General features: G+C 44.6%; 16 protein-coding genes. 9 read left to right on the top strand and 7 right to left on the bottom strand.

Annotated features, from left to right (window positions below; all coding sequences use genetic code 11):
• Positions 1–125: 125 nt before the first annotated feature.
• The 3 genes from DR864_RS21625 to DR864_RS21615 all read left to right on the top strand — a co-directional run bounded on the left by DR864_RS21625 (position 126) and on the right by DR864_RS21615 (position 4022).
• Positions 126–1658 carry a glycosyltransferase family protein gene (locus tag DR864_RS21625; RefSeq protein ID WP_114068930.1) on the top strand — a complete coding sequence of 511 codons (1533 nt, stop codon included), beginning with the start codon at positions 126–128 and terminating at the stop codon, positions 1656–1658.
• 111 nt (positions 1659–1769) lie between these two features.
• Positions 1770–2849, top strand: coding sequence for a class II fructose-bisphosphate aldolase (fbaA, locus tag DR864_RS21620; RefSeq protein WP_114068929.1), 1080 nt, complete (start codon positions 1770–1772; stop codon positions 2847–2849).
• Between the two features lie 90 nt (positions 2850–2939).
• Entirely contained in the window at positions 2940–4022 is a 1083-nt protein-coding gene (locus DR864_RS21615) for a GNAT family N-acetyltransferase (RefSeq protein WP_114068928.1), read from the top strand.
• 3 nt (positions 4023–4025) lie between these two features.
• On the opposite strand, the gene DR864_RS21610 is transcribed toward DR864_RS21615, so the two are convergent.
• The 6 genes from DR864_RS21610 to DR864_RS21585 form a co-directional block, all read right to left on the bottom strand.
• Positions 4026–4781 (bottom strand): LytR/AlgR family response regulator transcription factor, encoded by a 756-nt coding sequence (locus tag DR864_RS21610; RefSeq protein WP_114068927.1) that lies wholly within the window; start codon positions 4779–4781, stop codon positions 4026–4028.
• A 46-nt stretch (positions 4782–4827) separates the two neighbouring features.
• Positions 4828–5886, bottom strand: a complete 1059-nt coding sequence (locus DR864_RS21605; protein ID WP_114068926.1) for a sensor histidine kinase — start codon at positions 5884–5886, stop codon at positions 4828–4830.
• 209 nt (positions 5887–6095) lie between these two features.
• Entirely contained in the window at positions 6096–6488 is a 393-nt protein-coding gene (locus tag DR864_RS21600; protein WP_114068925.1) for a T9SS type A sorting domain-containing protein, read from the bottom strand.
• Positions 6489–6537: 49 nt separating this feature from the next.
• Entirely contained in the window at positions 6538–6945 is a 408-nt protein-coding gene (locus tag DR864_RS21595) for a T9SS type A sorting domain-containing protein (protein WP_114068924.1), read from the bottom strand.
• Positions 6946–6976: 31 nt separating this feature from the next.
• Positions 6977–7366: a T9SS type A sorting domain-containing protein gene (locus DR864_RS21590; protein ID WP_114068923.1), complete on the bottom strand. Its 390-nt coding sequence runs from the start codon at positions 7364–7366 to the stop codon at positions 6977–6979.
• An 820-nt stretch (positions 7367–8186) separates the two neighbouring features.
• Complete coding sequence (locus tag DR864_RS21585) at positions 8187–9533, bottom strand: phosphatase PAP2 family protein (RefSeq protein WP_162794021.1); 1347 nt, start codon at positions 9531–9533, stop codon at positions 8187–8189.
• Between the two features lie 257 nt (positions 9534–9790).
• Between DR864_RS21585 and DR864_RS21580 the strand changes: the two genes are divergently transcribed.
• From DR864_RS21580 to mnmA, 3 genes are all read left to right on the top strand, one after another.
• Positions 9791–10834, top strand: coding sequence for a sensor histidine kinase (locus DR864_RS21580; protein WP_114068921.1), 1044 nt, complete (start codon positions 9791–9793; stop codon positions 10832–10834).
• On the top strand, positions 10827–11537 hold the full coding sequence (locus tag DR864_RS21575) for a LytR/AlgR family response regulator transcription factor (protein WP_114068920.1): 711 nt from the start codon (positions 10827–10829) through the stop codon (positions 11535–11537). Before DR864_RS21580 ends, DR864_RS21575 begins: the two co-directional genes overlap by 8 nt.
• 160 nt (positions 11538–11697) lie before the next feature.
• Complete coding sequence (gene mnmA, locus DR864_RS21570) at positions 11698–12801, top strand: tRNA 2-thiouridine(34) synthase MnmA (protein WP_114068919.1); 1104 nt, start codon at positions 11698–11700, stop codon at positions 12799–12801.
• 69 nt (positions 12802–12870) lie between these two features.
• Here mnmA and DR864_RS21565 read toward each other — a convergent pair whose 3' ends face one another.
• Positions 12871–14112, bottom strand: coding sequence for an anthranilate phosphoribosyltransferase (locus tag DR864_RS21565; protein ID WP_229599438.1), 1242 nt, complete (start codon positions 14110–14112; stop codon positions 12871–12873).
• A gap of 545 nt (positions 14113–14657) precedes the next feature.
• Here DR864_RS21565 and DR864_RS21560 point away from each other — a divergent pair.
• The 3 genes from DR864_RS21560 to ntrB all read left to right on the top strand — a co-directional run bounded on the left by DR864_RS21560 (position 14658) and on the right by ntrB (position 18358).
• Positions 14658–16202 carry an alginate export family protein gene (locus DR864_RS21560; protein WP_114068917.1) on the top strand — a complete coding sequence of 515 codons (1545 nt, stop codon included), beginning with the start codon at positions 14658–14660 and terminating at the stop codon, positions 16200–16202.
• Positions 16203–16328: 126 nt separating this feature from the next.
• The gene (locus DR864_RS21555; RefSeq protein WP_114068916.1) at positions 16329–17534 is read left to right on the top strand and encodes a CmpA/NrtA family ABC transporter substrate-binding protein; all 1206 of its coding nucleotides are present in this window, start codon (positions 16329–16331) and stop codon (positions 17532–17534) included.
• A gap of 41 nt (positions 17535–17575) precedes the next feature.
• On the top strand, positions 17576–18358 hold the full coding sequence (gene ntrB, locus DR864_RS21550; protein WP_114068915.1) for a nitrate ABC transporter permease: 783 nt from the start codon (positions 17576–17578) through the stop codon (positions 18356–18358).
• Positions 18359–18369 lie beyond the last annotated feature (11 nt).

The raw sequence follows: 18369 nt of genomic DNA, 5'->3' as shown, positions 1-18369 counted from the left end.
ATTTTTTCTTAAAAGTTAGGATTGACAGAATAGCTAGAAATTTTATTCTGTCAATCCTCATTCCTGTTTTTAGTTTAAACTCAATGCATTTTACCTCTTTGAAGCAGCCAAATCTCCCAACTGTTATGAACTTGATTGCCAAACCTTACCAAACAAATTGGATTGTTTTTTGTCTGATTGCCTGTTTGATTATTGGAAGATGGCTTATTGTAAGCGAAGGCGAATACGACGAAGACGAAAGTACCTGGATTGCCTCGGCGCTCACGGTTTTGCAGTCGTCAGAAAAATGGTGGACGCTGTTCAACTACAGCGACAGCCGTCCTTTAACCGTACTACCCTTGGTTGTCGCTGGTTTGTTAGGGATAAAACAAGGGTACCTGATGGCCAAACTCATCGGTGTGTTGTTCTGGGCGGGCAGTCTCTTCTTTTTATTCAAAGCATTTTCAGTGTATATCAAGCCCAGTAAGGCGGTATGGTATATTTTGCCGTTAGCTCTCTACTTCGGCACCACGTGGAATCCTGGCTTTGTCTCTTACAACTCCGAGCACTTCTGCATTTTTTTATTGACGTTGGGTCTGTGGCTCTACTGTAAGTTAGAAAAGACAGGACACCTCAATGCGTGGGAAACTTGCCTGCTCGGATTCAGTCTTGGGCTATTACCTTTTGCTAAATTTCAGGCCATTCCTTTGGGGCTGGTCACGGCAGGTTTTGCGTTGGGCCTCTTCATTTACCAAAAACAATGGCGGTACGTGGCTTTATTGACCGCTGGCGGAATTTTTCCGACGCTTTTAGTCAACATATTCTATTTTCTTCATCACGACATTAATTCATTTTGGCAGGATTATTTCTGGAATCTTTTCTTTTATTCGTACACTACCACGTTTTCAAAAGTCCCACTCAGTGAGCGTTTCAATCTGGGCCGAGGGCTTCATTTTATATTTTATAGCAAACACGTCGCTCTCTATTTTTTGGGACAATTTACCTTAATTGTCGGCGGGTTGATGAGTTTAATTATGTTTTCTCGAAAACAAGCAAATACTCCTTTCCGACTGATATCTTTCGGCTTTTTGTATTTATTGGCCGCCATTTATGCAGTACTGCAATCGGGCAATATGTTTATGCACTATCTCCTTTTCCTGATAGTACCGTTGCTGTTTCTGACCTTTGTGGTCGTCGAGTTTATTTCCACTAATCCTACCTCTGGATTACGTTGGTTGCTTTTATTTGCCACCCTTCAGAGCATTGCCAATTTACTCTCATACCAGCATATTTATCACCGGCAGCCCGAGTCCTCTATTACAGAAGCCCTGCAAAAACACCAACAAAAAGGGGATAAGTTAGTACTTTGGGGATGGGCCGACCGCTTCTTTTTAAGTACGGGTATGCCACAGGGAATCAGAACGGCACACACCTTCAATGCCTATCTACCAGGCCCGCACCAGCCGTATCGGCTACAACAGGTCATCAAAGACATGGAAGACAATCGCCCTGCTTTATTTGTTGATATTGCCGTTCAACATTTATCATCACAGTGCGACACTACCTACCGCCACTATCGTTTTCCAACGTTAAAAGCGTATATTTCACAACATTACCAACTGGTTCAAACCATAGACAGCGTCTTGATTTATCGAAGACGGACCTCAACCTCAATGTAATGGATATGTAAAAAATTCCTCAAAATTTTGCTACTTTGCAAACTCAACCCACCTAAGTTGAAACATATCTTTGTTTAACTAAAATTTTTTCCCAAAAAAGACAATTTTACCATGAGCGAAATCATAACCCGCTTTAAATCAGGAGTAGTAACCGGCGAAGGTGTCAGTGAAATCTTCCGTCACGCCAACGAAAACGACTATGCACTTCCCGCCGTCAATGTCGTAGGTACCAACTCCATCAATGCCGTATTGGAAACTGCCAAGAAAGCCAACTCCCCTGTCATCGTTCAGTTCTCCAACGGAGGCGGTATTTTCTACGCTGGCAAGAGCCTTTCAAACGCTAATCAACAGGCCGCTATTGCAGGTTCTATCTCAGGCGCGATGCACGTCCACCAAATGGCTGAGCTGTATGGCATTCCAGTGATTCTGCACACTGACCACTGCGCTAAAAAACTATTGCCTTGGATTGACGGTTTGCTCGATGCGGGCGAAAAGTATTTTGACCAACACGGTAAGCCTTTGTACAGCTCACACATGCTGGACTTGTCGGAAGAGCCTCTTGAAGAAAATATTGAGATTTGCGCCAAATATTTTGAGCGCATGGCCAAAATAGGCATGACCCTCGAAATCGAATTGGGCGTAACAGGCGGCGAAGAAGACGGCGTTGATAACTCAGACGTAGACAGCTCTAAATTATACACACAACCTGCTGAAGTAGCACACGCGTACGAAGAATTAAGCAAAATCTCTAGTCGTTTCACCATCGCGGCAGCTTTCGGAAACGTACACGGCGTATACAAACCCGGTAACGTAAAATTACAACCCATCATCCTGAAAAACTCACAGGATTATATTCAGCAAAAATACAACACGGGTGCGCTTCCCGTCAACTTCGTATTCCACGGAGGTTCGGGCAGTACGCGTGAAGAGATTCGTGAGGCCATCCAATACGGTGCCATCAAGATGAATATCGACACCGATATGCAGTGGTCAACGTGGGAAGGAATCCTGAAATATTACAAAGACAAAGAAGGATACCTGCAAACACAACTCGGAAACCCTGAAGGACCAGACTCTCCAAATAAGAAATATTACGACCCACGCGTATGGCTTCGTAAAGGTGAAGAGAGCATGTCTCAACGCCTCATGGTAGCCTTTGAAGACCTAAATTGTATCAATAGATTGGTATAATTAATGGCGTGATTTTTGCACTAAAAAGGCGGTAGAAATAATTTTTTCTACCGCCTTTTTTCTTTTCTCAAATTTCATTTATTTTAGTGCATGAACGACCCTATACTCCAGTATTATTTACCCCATCAACTTTCTCCTAAACGACTCGACCGTTACTTGGCGTCAGGCTGGTTTCGGACGGTAAATATGCTGTTCAGAGCTAAGGTGACATGCTTCGACAACGACATTTGCGCGCCCATAAATATCCGCATCAAACTGTCAGAACACGAGCATTCTAAGCGTTTACGTAAATTGTTGAACAAAAATGAAAAGCTTTTTCGGCACGAAATTCGCAAAGCGACCATTACCCGTGAAAAAGAAGAACTTTTTCACCAGCACCAACGCCGCTTTAGAAGTTTTTTGAGCAATTCTTTGGAAGAGTTTCTGGTTTTAACGCCTCGTTTTGAGACCTATGAAGTGGCCGTTTACGACGACGACCGGCTTGTAGCCATCAGTTATTTTGACCAAGGTGAGAACAGTCTGATGAGTTTATTGGGGCTTTTTGACCCAGGATATTCATCATATAGTCTAGGAATATATACCATGTTGCTCGAAATAGAATATTCCAAAGCAACCGACCGCCAATGGTACTATCCGGGATACGTTCACGAACGCCCTTCGATTTATGATTATAAACTTCGGCTCGGAAAAGCGGAAATTTATGATTGGAACACCAAGCGTTGGTTACGCCACGTTGACCCGCACAAACAACCCAACTGGGCCGACCACATCAAAAACCGAACCTTCGCACTTGAGCAGTCCCTTCAAAGCGTAGGCCTTGGTTTTCAACGAAAAGTGTATCTTTTTTTTGGGTGGCACTATTTCAACTCCCTTTACGAGCAGCTTTTTCATTGCCCGCTGATGCTACTTCTGCCCGATGGCCGGGCCGTGGCTTATGATGTTGAGAAAGACCAGTACATCTGTGCTAAGTTGGAAATTTACGTACCTTTCAGAGACATACAAATGACTTTGGCCCCCGATTTCGACCCTTCGCTGCACCACATTGACGTGATGCGCGTGGTTGAAATATCGCATAAAACCTCCAGCGCCGCCGATATGAGTCGGTTTGTGTGGGATACCACTTTCCCGCATCAGGAAGTGAGTTGGTGGGCCAAAACACGTTTGATGAATTAAGGTTTACATATCTAGCCACTTTTTAAATACTTCAGCTTTTTCACGGCTCACGTAAATATCGTCATCCTCTCGGTGGCGTAGTTTGATTTTCAGCCGTCCGTTGAAATGCGGTTCGATTCGCTCGATGGACGGCAATTGAGCTAAGTATTTGCGGTTGATTCGAAAAAAAAACGCAGGATTCAGTTTTTGTTCCAGCTCATCAAGTGTCTCGTCAATATAGTACTTTTTTTGTTCTTTCGTCACCAAAAATACGACCTTATCTTCGGCGTACAGGTAGGCCACGTCACCGGTTTCTACGATGTCAAAGCGCGCGCCTGCTTTTAGCAAAAACCGGGTTTTCCAATCCGTTTTTTGGCTTAGTAAAGCATCCAATGCTTTTCCGATTTGGGTTTGAGAAGCGGCCCCTTTTTGAGCTTTTAGCTTTTCAAGTGCTGCTTCCAGTTCGTCTTTTTCCACGGGTTTGAGCAAATAATCAACGCTGTTTACCTTAAACGCCCGAATGGCGTACTCGTCGTAGGCAGTGGTAAAAATAATTGGTGCTGAGACGTCGGCCTGTTGAAAAATCTCAAATGAAAGGCCATCAGCCAGTTGAATATCCATCAAAATCACGTCGGGTTGCGGGTGTTCGTTCAACCACTTTACCGCACTCCGTACGCTTTCCAACTTGCCCAGAATTTCGGCCGTCGGCTCCAGTGATTTCACCAATGATTCGATGCGTTTGGCCGCCAACGGCTCGTCTTCAAGAATTAATATTTTCATTCCGTAAAAATAAGTTCGTTTTATAAATTTGATTCACAGTACTTTGTCAAACAAAGGGGATTTTAACTTCAAAGATTTGGTCGTCTTCGATTACTTGCACTTTTTGGGAAGTAAGCAAGGCATAGCGGCTTTTCAAGTTTTTGAGCCCGATGCCCGTCGAATCCAGAAACTGCTTATTTTTGGGTTGGAAATTGTTCCGCACCATCACGCCATCTTGCACGGCGTATACTTCCACCTTGAGGGGTTTCTCGGAAGAACATTCATTGTGCTTTACGGCATTTTCGACCAATGTCAGTAGCCCTTGGGTCACGATTTGCCGGGGCCATTCGTCTTTCGAGACGTCAATGCGGTAAGATAAATTATCCCCAAAACGCATTTTATGAATGAAAAGATAAGCTTCCACAATTTTAAGTTCCGTTCCCAAATCTACCGTCACACGGTCGTTGTTCTGGAGATTGTACCGAAAAACTTTGGAAAGCCTTTCGACCAAATTGACGGCATTTTCGGGATCTTCTGGAATCAGAGCGCTCAAAATATTCAGGGAATTAAACAGAAAATGTGGGTTTACCTGACTTTTGAGCGTGTCGTATTCGGCCTTCAACAACGCCTGATTGAGTTGTTGTTCTTTCAACAAAGAGCTTCGCCAACGATCTACTAACGCCCGAATCATGTAAACCGAAGTAAAAGCAAACGTCATCAGAATATAAATCATCCCGCTCGATAGGTACGCCCTTAAGGGATAATGCTCGCCTTTAAGTGTCTGCATCAAAAACATCATGCTGCTTCCCACAACTAGCGCCGCCACCACCACACACAACGCATAAACTCCAATGGTCTTCTGGACGGTCCAATCGGCTGCCTGTCGGATAAGCAACGGCATCAAATAACTCTGCACCGACCCAATCAGGAAAGAAGAAACCGTAATGGCAATCACCCATTCCCAGCGAATTTCTCCCGTTTTTAGATTGGTATTCAGAAACAGGATAAGCAAGGCGCTGACCGACCACGTAACTACTTCAACCCGGTTTACTTGGATTTTCATGGAAGACTCACTTGAGAAAAAATTCATTTGAAGCGAAAGTAAACGATTTATCTTTTTATTCATGGTCAGTAAGCATTAAAAGTTGGCCGATTAAGCATCATACAAAACTTTTAATCATTTCTAGCCCTTTAACTTCATCACAAAAGAAGCCCATTCAGTACATTCTGTAAATCAAATTCTGATGAAACGACGGATGGCCAGCGTGAGACCAATAAAAAAGGCGATGCAAACGCATCGCCCTCTCGCAAGATATGATTGTTGGGTGCTGAAATTTACAAAACCGTCACTACGCGCTGGGTTTCAACTTTCTGAGAAGTCAGGTTCAGTTTTTTTACAACGCGGTCTTTGCCCGAAGAAATTTCCAACTGATACACGCCATCGTTCAAGTCTTTCACATTGATTTTGGCGGCATACGCTGATTCTTTTTTGCCGATGGTTTCGGTAAAGAGCACCACTCCGTCGGTATTGCGTAAGGTGATGTATACTCGGTCAGTGGTGTTTTTCTTAATGGCAACGCGAAGATTGGCATCGGCTGAAACATAAGTACTTGACTCAAAAGCGGGTACGGGGCGATTGTCTTTCGATTTTTCATCGGTTGGGTGAGCAAAAGCGACCGTAGTACCAAGCGCCAAAGCGCAAACGAGTGATTTGATGATTGTTTTCATGATTTTTGTTTTTAAAAATTGGCTGTTGTAATTGATATAAAAAAGGGAATTAATTTACGGTGATGGAGCGCTGGGTCTCCATTTTAGAAGACGACAGGTTTAGGCGTTTTACTACGCGGTCTTTGCCCGTCGAAATCTCCAGTTTGTACGCGCCATCGGTCAAGTCATTTACGTTGATTTTGGCCGCATATGACATTTCATTCTTGTTAATGGTCTCGCTGTAAAGAACAGTGTTACCAGCATCACGAAGTGTAATGTATACTCTTTCGGGGGCATTTTTCTTAACCGCCAACCGAATAGCCGCGTCTTTGGTGATGTATGCACTCGTTTCAAAAGTGATGGCAGTACGGTTTTCCGTTTTTTTGTTTCCAACGGCTGGGGTGTTTCCAGGATTGGCAACAACGGCGGTTGAGGCAAATGACAATGCACTTACGAGCAATATGGCGAACGATTTCATGGTCTTGATTAAATGGCTGTGATGTAAGTAATTATTTGTTTAATTGGACACTACGCTGAAGAGAAACTTCTTCTTTAGAAGACTTGATGCTTACTTGCTTCTCAATCTTTTCGTTACCTGAAACAATCTCCAAAGTGTAGTCTCCGTCTTTGAGATTGCTTACATCAAAACGACCGTCAAATTTTTCTGACTTCTTGGTCATAACTTCTTCGTGCAACACATTTTTCTTAGCGTCACGCAAGGTAATGACGGCATTCTGACCAGCACTTTTGCGAACTGCCAACTGAATTTTGGCTTCTTTGGTCGTAAATACGCCTATTTGCAAAGGCTTGGCTTTTTTGTCTTCGGTTGGATCTGATGCAAAAGCAACGGATGAAGTAAGCGCTAAAGCGCAGGCGAGCGAGGTGATGAGCGTTTTCATGATGTTTTGGCTGTGTTGCGGATCGCCGCACCGTTTTGTTTTAAATTGGCTGTTGTAATTAATTTGTTTTCTAATGCTGTAAGGTACTGGTATTGAACTACTGATTACTTTTAATGGCTGTTAATTACTGACGGTAAACGAGAACTGTTTTTAATGGCTGTTGGTATTTCTTTTCCTGAATGATGATACAAAGTTGCTTGTTTTATCTGGTACTATGCAATACAAAGTACATAAGAGGCGCATAAACTGGATGAATGGCAAACTACCTTATGAACTTGGTTTGTGCTGGAAGTGCGTAGAACAAAAAATTGTTTTCATGACTGTAAGAAAATGTTTTTAAGATGGCTGTTAGTGAATACTTGCGTTGATACAAAAGGTTACAAATAATCTTCAATGTATTTATTTCAAATGCTGTGCCAGACAAAATAAAATCAATAAATAACTGATAATCAAATATTTACTGTTTTTTGTTTTTTAAACAACTGTCCGATTTCGAACACACTATTCAACAATTTCGGACAATCAGCATTCTTTTAAATCAAGGGTAAACTTTGCTTTGCGACAAATACAATTTAATGATGCAAATGTATAATCAAACGTTGCATCAAAGAATAAAAAAGTGTTAAATCATCTTAAATAAGGGATGAAACGCACGAAATATCGTTCGGGACGTAGGAACATTTTATCTGAAACCTCAAATAAGAAAAAGAACGACCTCTCCAATTACGCCACAACGCTCCCCAATATAAGGGGAACGTTGTAAAATTTTCAATCTGTATCTGTCATTGTTCAGCAATGACAGTGACTCTGGTCAGCAGCATTATAATCCACCTTTTTTTTGTTTCGGCAATGACAACTCATCATCAGCGCCATCTGTCTTTATTTTTTCAACAATAAAAGCGGCCACCTTTTTTCCCATCTCTAATCCTACTTCATTGTCGGTTCGGAAGTGGATACCTCCCTGAAAGCGGGATTCGGCTCCTTCTTTGGCTTTTTTCTGAAAATACGTTTTTTCGGAAGGAAAGAAATAAGAATACAGCTCTGCCATGATGCTACCCAACATGGCATGTCCAGAAGGATACCCCGGGAAGGGCGGGGTAAAAAACAACACTGGTCGATAGGAGGTATCATATTGATCGGGACGCGTACCCCAATACGTATACTTAGCGTCCCAACAGGCAGAAAATCCATCGTACATTCCGATAGCGGCAATGGCATACAATCGGGCCGCTCGCGGCGGATTCAGGTGCAGGTTGTACTCAAATATCTTTTTGTGCAGCACATCATCCCAAAAATTATTGTCGGCATAAAAAAAGGCATTGGCCGTGGAACGAAACGTAGGCTTGAAGTTTTTAATTTCTTCCATCTCCTTGGCAAAATCAGGCGGCGGCCCAGGACGGAACTGACTGCTGCTGTCCAGCGCAACGGTTTTGTTCAGGCCCGCCAACGGAAACGAAGGCTTTCCCTGCCAGTAGTTCGTACCTTCGGGCCTTTTTCCATCCCACTCTTTTTTAGGAACAAAGCCTTTGGTATGTTGCAGTTCTTTTTCGGCAACCCGTTTACCAAGTTCAAAACCCGCCTGCGTATCGCTCGGAAAAGCCACCCCTGCCGCAACCCGTGAGGCCATGAGCTGCTGCGCCATGCGATGCACCGAATCGGCCAATGAAGGATAAAAATGAGCAATGAGCGTTACTGCCACACCGGCCGCCACCGAATGCTCACAGGGATACGACGGGCTGTCGGTTTTTGGGGCATACACCTTTATTCGCTTATCAACCACGTACGGACGCGGACGGTCATAGGCATACTTGGTATCCCATGCCGCAATCGTGGCATCATACGTAGCTACGCCGAGCAGCATATTTGCCAGTGCCCCTTCACGGCTCGAACCGTTCATCCATAATTCCCCCATCAGTTGTTGCCAACGATACCCGGGTGCCCCAGCATTCCAATACATGATCTGCTGCCTACCAACAGCACTCAGGGATTGTTGGCGGGCAAGCACCTGCGTAACTTCGCCCTTGTACGCGGGAGGTGGCGGTAAACGATAGGCTTTGCCGGAGGGAATGAACCATGTTTTCCAATGGCTTGCGGCCGGTTCTACCTGCGCCTGTAGTGACACAGCCGTTACCCAAACGGCTGCCAAAATTGCTACACTTTTTTTCATAGACTGCGTGTTTTTTTTGCAAGAATACCTCATGAATAAATAGGCTGAAAGGCCGTGTCAATCAACGGCCTCTCACGGTCAACACACAACGTATTAAGAACAATGATTGCATAAATATGCCGAGACGCAGTGAAGAATACCGCTTTTGATTTTTTTGATTGACGTTTTTGGGTCGTTTATTGACCAAAATGCTCATTCGGTCGTCTGCAAAATGAAATGGAACTGAATTGTCGAAATTTATTTCCTAAAATAGCAGCATGAACAGACCCGTAGACCGCGAACGATTCAAATTATACCTTCAGATTGGCGTTGGGTATTTGTTGCTCTTATTATTTGGTGATTTAGTGAGCAATCCCGAAACGTTTCTCAAAAGGATCGTGAACAACCTTTGGCTGGTCAGTTATTTGGTGGTTTTAAACTTTCTGTTTTTTGAGTACACTCTTCCCTATTTACGGCGTTCATGGAAGCGCATTTTTATCGCACCGTTCCTGTTGGGGGGCCATCTTCTTCTATACTCTTTTGGCTTCTATTTCTGGCGGTATATCGGCATTGGATTACACGTTTATTTTTCCTTAAAAACCTATTCTTCCCCTCGGGAAGGAGTGGCAGCACATGTTCCCTTCAGCCTATTTTCCGTCTTCTTTTTTGGCATCGTAAGGCATATCTATGATTACCGGAAATTAAAACAGGCGGCCCAACAATTGCGAATCGAAAAACAGGAAGCCGAGCTGAACTACCTCAAATCCCAAACCAATCCGCATTTTTTGTTCAATACCCTCAACAATATTTATTCTTTGGCCCGGGATAAATCCGACTTGGCACCGGAATCAATTTTACGGCTGTCGCAACTGCTGCGTTTTATGCTCTATGAGGCCGGGGGAGCATACATTGCCATTGACCAGGAATTGAAAATAATGAATGATTACATTGCCCTCGAAAAGCTGCGGTATGATGATTCATTGCAGGTCAATTTCAACCATGATGTCGAAGATATGAAACAGGCTTTGCCCCCACTGCTTCTGATACCGCTGGTGGAAAATGCCTTTAAACACGGTGTTTCCGAGACCCGAGAGCATCCTTTTATCGATATTCATCTATCGGTCAATCAGCGACAGTTATCATTTGTGGTCAAAAATTCCACGGAAACCTTTTCGGACCGGCCGCGTGTAAAAGAAAATATCGGTCTTTCCAATCTGCGGCGACAATTGCAACTGCTCTATACTGACTACACCCTATCCATTCAACAGAACGAATCAGCGTTTACCGCTACCTTAAAAATCAATCTTAAAAGCCATGTCTAAACTCAAATGCATTATCATCGAAGACGAGCCACTGGCCGTAAAAGTGCTGGCGGATTATGTTTCGCAGGTACCCTTTCTGGAGTTAAAAGGCACGTTTAAGGATGCGATTCTGGCCACTGATTACCTTCGGGAACACGCCGTTGACCTGCTGTTTTTGGATATTCATTTACCAAAGCTAAAAGGAATGGCCTTTTTAAAAACACTCACGCATCCGCCGGCCGTCATCATCACCACCGCGTATCATCAATATGCCGTCGAAGGCTTTAACCTGAACGTCGCCGATTATCTGTTAAAACCCATTGATTTTGAGCGTTTTTTGGTAGCGGTCAATAAGATCAAAATGCCGCCAAAGTACATCCGTCCTTCCCACGAAACCCACGAAACCCACGAAACCCACGAAACAAAAGACTACCTATTTTTGAATGTTCAGAAGAAGAAGGTAAAAATTTTATTCTCAGAAATTATTTACATCGAAAGTCAGCGAGAATACATCCGCATCGTTACGACCAAAAATGAGTACCTCTCTAAAATGAGCACGCACGAGATGGAGGCTTTGTTACCCACCAACGACTTTAAGCGCATTCACCGGTCCTTTATTATTTCGGTCTCCAAAATAGAGTCTTATACCGCTGACATCGTGGAAGTAAACGGCGTATCTATTCCCATTGGTCGGGGCTATCGAGAGAGCATTGAGGATCTTTGATGAATGATAGCCTCTGAAATTATGGGCTATTGGCTGAATGGATTTACCCAAAAATTTGTTAGTGCAAAATTGGCCAGATAAAACAGGCTAAAACAACAAGTAAAACAAATACATATCAAACCAATCATCGCGAGGCTTTGAACCTCGGTCAGATACAATTATGAGCAAACACGGACGCATTTTGGTCGCCATGAGCGGCGGCATCGACAGTTCACTGGCATCAGTATTACTCCACGAACAAGGCTACGAGGTCATCGGAATGACCATGAAAACCTGGGATTATGCCGGCAGTGGCGGCTCAAAAAAAGAAACAGGCTGCTGCTCCCTTGATTCCATCAACGACGCCCGTACCGTGGCCGTCGAACTGGGCTTCCCTCATTACATATTAGACATCAGGACGGAATTTGGCGATTACGTCATCGACCATTTTACGGGAGAGTACCTCGAAGGCCGCACACCTAACCCTTGCGTTTTGTGCAATACCCACATCAAATGGGACGCACTATTGCGCCGCGCCGACCGCCTCGATTGTGAATTTATTGCCACGGGTCACTACGCCAATATGCGTCAAGAAAACGACCGGTTCATTGTGTCTAAAGGAGTGGATACGTGGAAAGACCAAAGTTATGTATTGTGGGGTGTGTCGCAGGAAAGCCTGTCGCGGACCAAACTTCCGCTCGGACACTTGCGCAAAACCGAAATTAGGGAGATGGCCAAAGAGCGCGGGTTCATGGATTTGGTCAATAAATCAGAAAGCTACGAAATCTGTTTCGTGCCCGATAACGATTACCGGGGGTTTCTTAAACGTCGTATGCCTGAGCTTGAAAGCCAAGTAATGGGCGGCAATTATGTGATGCAAGACGGCACGGTCGTGGGCAAACACGAAGGATATCCTTTTTATACCATCGGCCAACGCAAAGGCTTGGGCATTGCGCTGGGCTATCCCGTATTTGTGACCGAAATCCGCAAGGATACCAATGAAGTGGTTTTGGGCATTGACAAAGACCTCGAACGCGACGGCATGTACGTCTCAAAACTTAATCTTCAAAAATACGCCCGTATCGAAGGGCCGCTAGAGACCGTGACCAAAGTCCGGTACAAGCACGAAGGGACCCCCGCCACAATTATACAGGAAAGCGACGACCGCATTCAGGTATTGTTTCATGACCCGGTCAGCGCCATTGCTCCTGGGCAAGCGGCCGTTTTCTACGAAGGCGACGACGTGGTAGGCGGCGGCTGGATCAGCAAGAGCTTTCGGCAGTAAATTGAAAAAGAAGAAAATAAATAGTAGACATTGGACGCTGAGCTAATCAATTGTCCAATGTCTACCCCATCAATACCCAATCTGGCTTTCAATCCAATCTAAGCCACGCATATACAGGGCTTTGGCGAAGTTTACCCGGTTATCAAAATCGGCGTAATCAGTACGCCCGTTGTGCAAGTATTTTCGAATCAAAGCAGCATTTATTTCGGCCGTAGGCGATGCTATTTCGTCGTCGGTTTCTGTGCGGAATTGTTCAAACGCGGGAAAATCATGCTCCAAACGAGTAAAAAATAAGTGACCGTTTGAATTACGTACCGCACACAGCAACCCGCTTGCTTTGGAAGTAGCAGGCGCAAGGCTGCCTTCTAGCCCACGTTTCAGCACCATTACCCCATCAAATCCTGCCATCAGGGCCAACTCCGCCATCTTCATCTGATACGTAATATGAAATACCGACGTCACTAAAATACGGGCTCCGCAAGGATTTAAGACTTTTTCGAGGGTGGCCAAAAACGGACGCTTGATGGTGGTCCGGCGGCGCTCCACCCACTTGTCCAACGGGGGAGATAATGCTTTTTGGTCAAGCACCCACCCAAACGTCGGATTCATTTCCAACAACTCATGATTATCGGCCAGCAGCCAACTGCCCAAATAAAGATATAGATCGTGGGAATTGAAAGTATACTTCGGCCCAGAAGAGCGTCCGATGGCCGTGACGGCATTGTAATTTCGTTCTTGAAAAAAATACGCTAGCAAAGGCGTAATCATATAAGAATGCTCTACACCATCGAAAGGCTCCGCCAATTGAACAATCGGAAACTTCGTTTTGACGTGCCGCTGAAAACCCGGAGCATACGTACTCATGACGGCATTGTGCAAGCCTTGGTATTCGTCATTTGTTTCATAACGCACCCGCAAAATGCTGACTGCCATCCCCCGAAAAGTTTCACACAGTTCATCAGACATCAGGAAGTCACCCAACTGATGTGCCTCCGATACCTGCAACGATTTTCCGTTCAACAACTTTACGCCAATCGGAAAGAGGTGCTGGGGTAAATCAGGACACAGCTTATTGAGAAAAAAAACGGGGTTAGCAAAGGCGTGCTTGCCAATGTATGCTTCCAGTTTGAGTTCTGCCTCAGTGGGGCCTTTCATCATCAAGGCGCCAAAAAACGCTCCTTTCTGTAGGTCATTAGACTGACCACCGTGCAATTCCTGCAAACACTCTTCCACCAACTCTGAAGAGAGTGGCTTGCTACCATGCTTGCCAATACCCGCCTGCTTAATTCCTTTGGCCAGCGCAGTATTCAAATTGTATTTTATAGCGAAATTAAGATCTGTCACAATTACTTAAAAATTACTTAGTTTAAAAAAACTAAAATTTCAATTTTTTCAACTTTTAAACTTAAAAATAGTACTTTTTAAAAGAAACTTTTATAAAAAATAAAGAACTTTCATATTTTCATCTAAAAAATGAATGTAATATTTGGAGAAAGTTCATTTTCAATATACCTTTAAGTAAAATTATTAAGCAGGTAAGAAAGACAAATATTATTCTGATAAAAATCAAAAGTAAATGTATAAACTTTTCTAATAATGTTTTTTTAAAGAACTATATTTTTTGATTAAGTTTTTTACAAGAATTTACCTTTATAGAATCACCTCTTTTTTAAATAGTACTTTTCAAAGAAACACATTCATTCCCACCTCATAAACATCGGTAGCTCTTACGTAAACTTACAGCAGCGTTGGCGGACGCTCGTTGGTAAGGAAAAAGAAAAACCCCGCAGAATGGCGGTTCTGACGGGGCTATTAGCAGTTTTAAATTAGGGATTAACTTAAAACATTACAAATTTATGAAAAAACCATTACACGTCAAGTGCTTTGGCGCGGTTCTTTTAATCTTTGCGTTAAGCAAAACTACTCATGCGCAACTTTCGTTGCAAGGTCAACTCCGAACACGAACTGAAATTAGAGATGGAGTAGGCAATCTTGCCAAAACAGGTACAAAGCCTGCGGCCTTCACTTCCCAACGCACCAGCCTTATCTTTGGCTACAAATGGGATCGACTAACGTTTGGTGTAAACGTTCGTGATGTAAGGGTCTGGGGCCAAGACGCCGCTTCCATCAATAATACCGATGGCTCAAAGTTATTTTTACACGAAGCTTGGGCCGAAGTCATTCTGGCCAACAGCGCCGATACCACCCTCAAATTCAAGGCATTCGACAACTTATCTCTTAAAATAGGACGTCAGGAGTTAATCTATGACGATGTACGTTTGCTCGGCAATTTGGACTGGCTCCAGCAAGGGCGGCGGTTTGACATGGCACTGCTCAAAGCCATGAAAAACGGTTGGCAAATTGATTTGGGCGCAGCATTCAACCAAAATTCCGACGCCTTTGGCCGAGCGGGTACTTTCTACGCGGCGGGCAATGCACCCACCACGGTCGCCAATTCCAAAGGCGCTTTTGTGAGTATTCCGACCGATTTTATTCCGACTTCAGGTAAGGGCGGCGCACCCGTGTTGGCATCTCCACTCAGTACCAACGGCCAAAATCAAATGTTCAAATCCATGCAAATGCTTTATGTAAGCCGTAAATTTGGACAAACAAAATTCTCGGGCCTCTTCTTCAAAGACGATTTTCAGAAGTACCGTATAGACAGCCTCGGTAGCACCGCCAACGGCGTAGTGTATGGCCGCAGGTACGACGTAGAGGGCGTCAATAGTCGCATTACTTACGGAGCCATGCTTACGGGATTGATTGGAAATGCTTCTTCAAAATTAGGTAAAATTGCTTGGCAGGCGTTTGCTTACAAGCAGGGCGGCAAAAATCGCGACGGCCAAAGCCTGAGCGCGCACCACTACGGGGCCAATGTTTCGATTCAAAAAGGCAAATTCTCCTTTGGGCCAGGCTATGAAATCCTTTCGGGCAACAACACCATTTCGCCCGATGGCAAAGATCACCGGTTTGACCCGCTGTACGGCACTCCGCACAAACACTGGGGCTACATGGATTATTTCTACGTAGGTACTGGCGCACCCGCTGGTGGTTTAGGAAATGCTTTTTTCAAGACAAAGTACGTGGCTAATCCTAACTTATACTTCACCTTCGATATTCACAATTTTGCCTTGGCCAATGACATGAAAAACGTCTTGGACGCCGCAGGAGGCAAAATCAGTCGTCAGCTGGGCAACGAATTTGATTTTATCATTAACTACAACCTCAACAAGTTCACTAACATAGAATTAGGCTATTGCTATCTACAAGGCTCCAATAGCCTCGAATATGCAAAATTGGGAACGATGGACAAAGCCAAACACAGTGCCAATTGGGCCTATTTGATGCTCAATATTCGCCCCGATTTCTTCTATACAAAACCCGTAGCGATTAAACAATAACTACGGCAGGACAGACATTCCAAGTTTCGTAAACTTGGAATGTCTTAAAATTAACCAATCAGTATCACCCCAAAAGCAGTTTACGCGGGCCATACCCAGCGTTTGCTCTTCCCATGTCCTTATCCAATGAAAACTACCTATAAAATCATTCTAGCGTCGTTGGCCGCCCTTATTTTAATGGCTGGAATGTCGATGCGCAAAGCCGTGTTGCCCCAAGTAAAATTAGGCTTTATTCCCCTTACCGACTGCGCCCCCCTAGTGGCCGCCAAAGAGTTGGGGTTATTTCAGAAATACGGAGTTGATGTGGTTCTTTCCAAAGAAGCCTCTTGGGCCAATATCCGCGACAAAATATTAAACGGTGAGCTCGACGGCGCACATTGCCTGTTTGGGATGCCTTTCTCGGTCTATACTGGCTTGGGCGGAAAAGCCGGCTCCGAAATGCAGATTGCGATGGTCTTGAACAACAACGGCCAAGCCATTACCCTCTCCAAAGATTTTTGCGGATTAGTAGGTTTCAAAGAAATGAACAAAGTAGCCGCCGCCGTCAAGCAAGTACAAGCCCGCAAAGAAGTAACTTTTGCCATGACTTTTCCGGGCGGCACGCACGACATTTGGCTCCGCAACTGGATGGCTGCTGCAGGTATTAACCAGAAATCAGTGGGAATTATCACGATTCCACCGCCGCAAATGGTGGCCAATATGCGCGTAGACAACATGGAAGGCTACTGCGTGGGCGAACCTTGGAACGGCGTAGCCGCTACACAAAACATAGGTTTTACGCAGATTGCTACGCAGGATATTTGGAAACACCACCCCGAAAAAGCATTGGTTGTCAATAAGCAATTTGCTACCAAAGAGCGCGAAAACCTCAAAAATGTCATGAAAGCCGTCTTAGAAGCCTGTCAGTGGCTCGACAACATGGGCAACCGCAAAAAAGCGGCGGGCTGGCTTTCCAAACCTTATTACGTCAACGCCGCTTTGCCCGTCATTGAAGCCCGTTTGCTGGGTTCCAACGATTTAGGTTGCGAATTGGGCGTTCAGAAATACAAAGACGATTACATGACTTTTTACAATAAAGGTTTTGTCAACACGCCCCGCAAAGTACACGGAATGTGGTTTTTGGCGCAATACGTTCGGTTCGGAATGTTAAAATCTAATCCCGACTTTAAAGGTATTGCCGAAAAACTCATCTTGGACGACCTCTACGCCGAAGTAGCCCGCGAAGCCAAAGTCCCCGTCATGACCGACGACATGAAGGCTTTCAAAACCACTTATGATGTGATCTTTGACCCGAGCAACATACCTGCATATCTGGCTTCCGCAAAGAAATAATCATTGTAAGTAATTCAATATCAACCATTAAAATTACGAAAATGAAGAAATTACTCAATCTACAAACCTACCTCCCATTGCTGTTTGGCATAGGTAGTGCGGTCATTTTAATCGGCGCTTGGTGGGGCATTTCCGTCCTTACCAACAGCGAAATTCCGTCGCCTCTGATGACTTGGGCGGTTTTCAACGAAATGCTCGCCACTCCTTTCTACGACTACGGCCCCAATGACAAAGGCATTGGAAATCAACTGGTCAGCTCACTCATCCGCGTATTCAGCGGTTTTGGATTGGGCAGCCTCGTAGCCATTCCCCTTGGGCTGCTTATAGGCTCCAGCAAAACAGCCTTCCGGCTCATCAACCCGATTATCCAGATTTTGCGCCCAGTATCGCCGTTGGCATGGTTTCCGTTGGGATTGTTGGCATTCAAAGCCGCCGAGGGCGCAACTATTTTTATCATTTTTGTCACCAGCTTATGGCCCACATTAATCAATACTGCCTTCGGGGTGGCCTCGATTCCGCAAGACCACAAAAACGTGGCGAAGGCCTACGGCTTTTCCCGTTGGAAATACATCACCAAAGTCATTATACCGTTTGCTTTACCGCACATTATCACTGGGTTACGCCTGAGCATCGGCGTGGCGTGGATGGTGATTGTGGCGGGCGAAATGCTCTCTGGAGGCGTCGGAATTGGCTTTTTTGTGTGGGACAGTTGGAACGCACTCAGCTTAGAGAAAATCCTCTCGGCCATCTTAATCATCGGCACGGTAGGGTTACTGCTCGACAAGGGTTTTGATTGGCTTCAAAAACGATTTGCATTTGCTTAATAAATGGTAGT

It is taken from the genome of Runella rosea, from assembly GCF_003325355.1.
In the GTDB taxonomy this organism is placed as follows: Bacteria; Bacteroidota; Bacteroidia; order Cytophagales; family Spirosomataceae; genus Runella; species Runella rosea.
The sequence above is the reverse complement of the archived record's forward strand: the minus strand, read 5'-3'. Positions and strand labels throughout refer to the sequence as shown.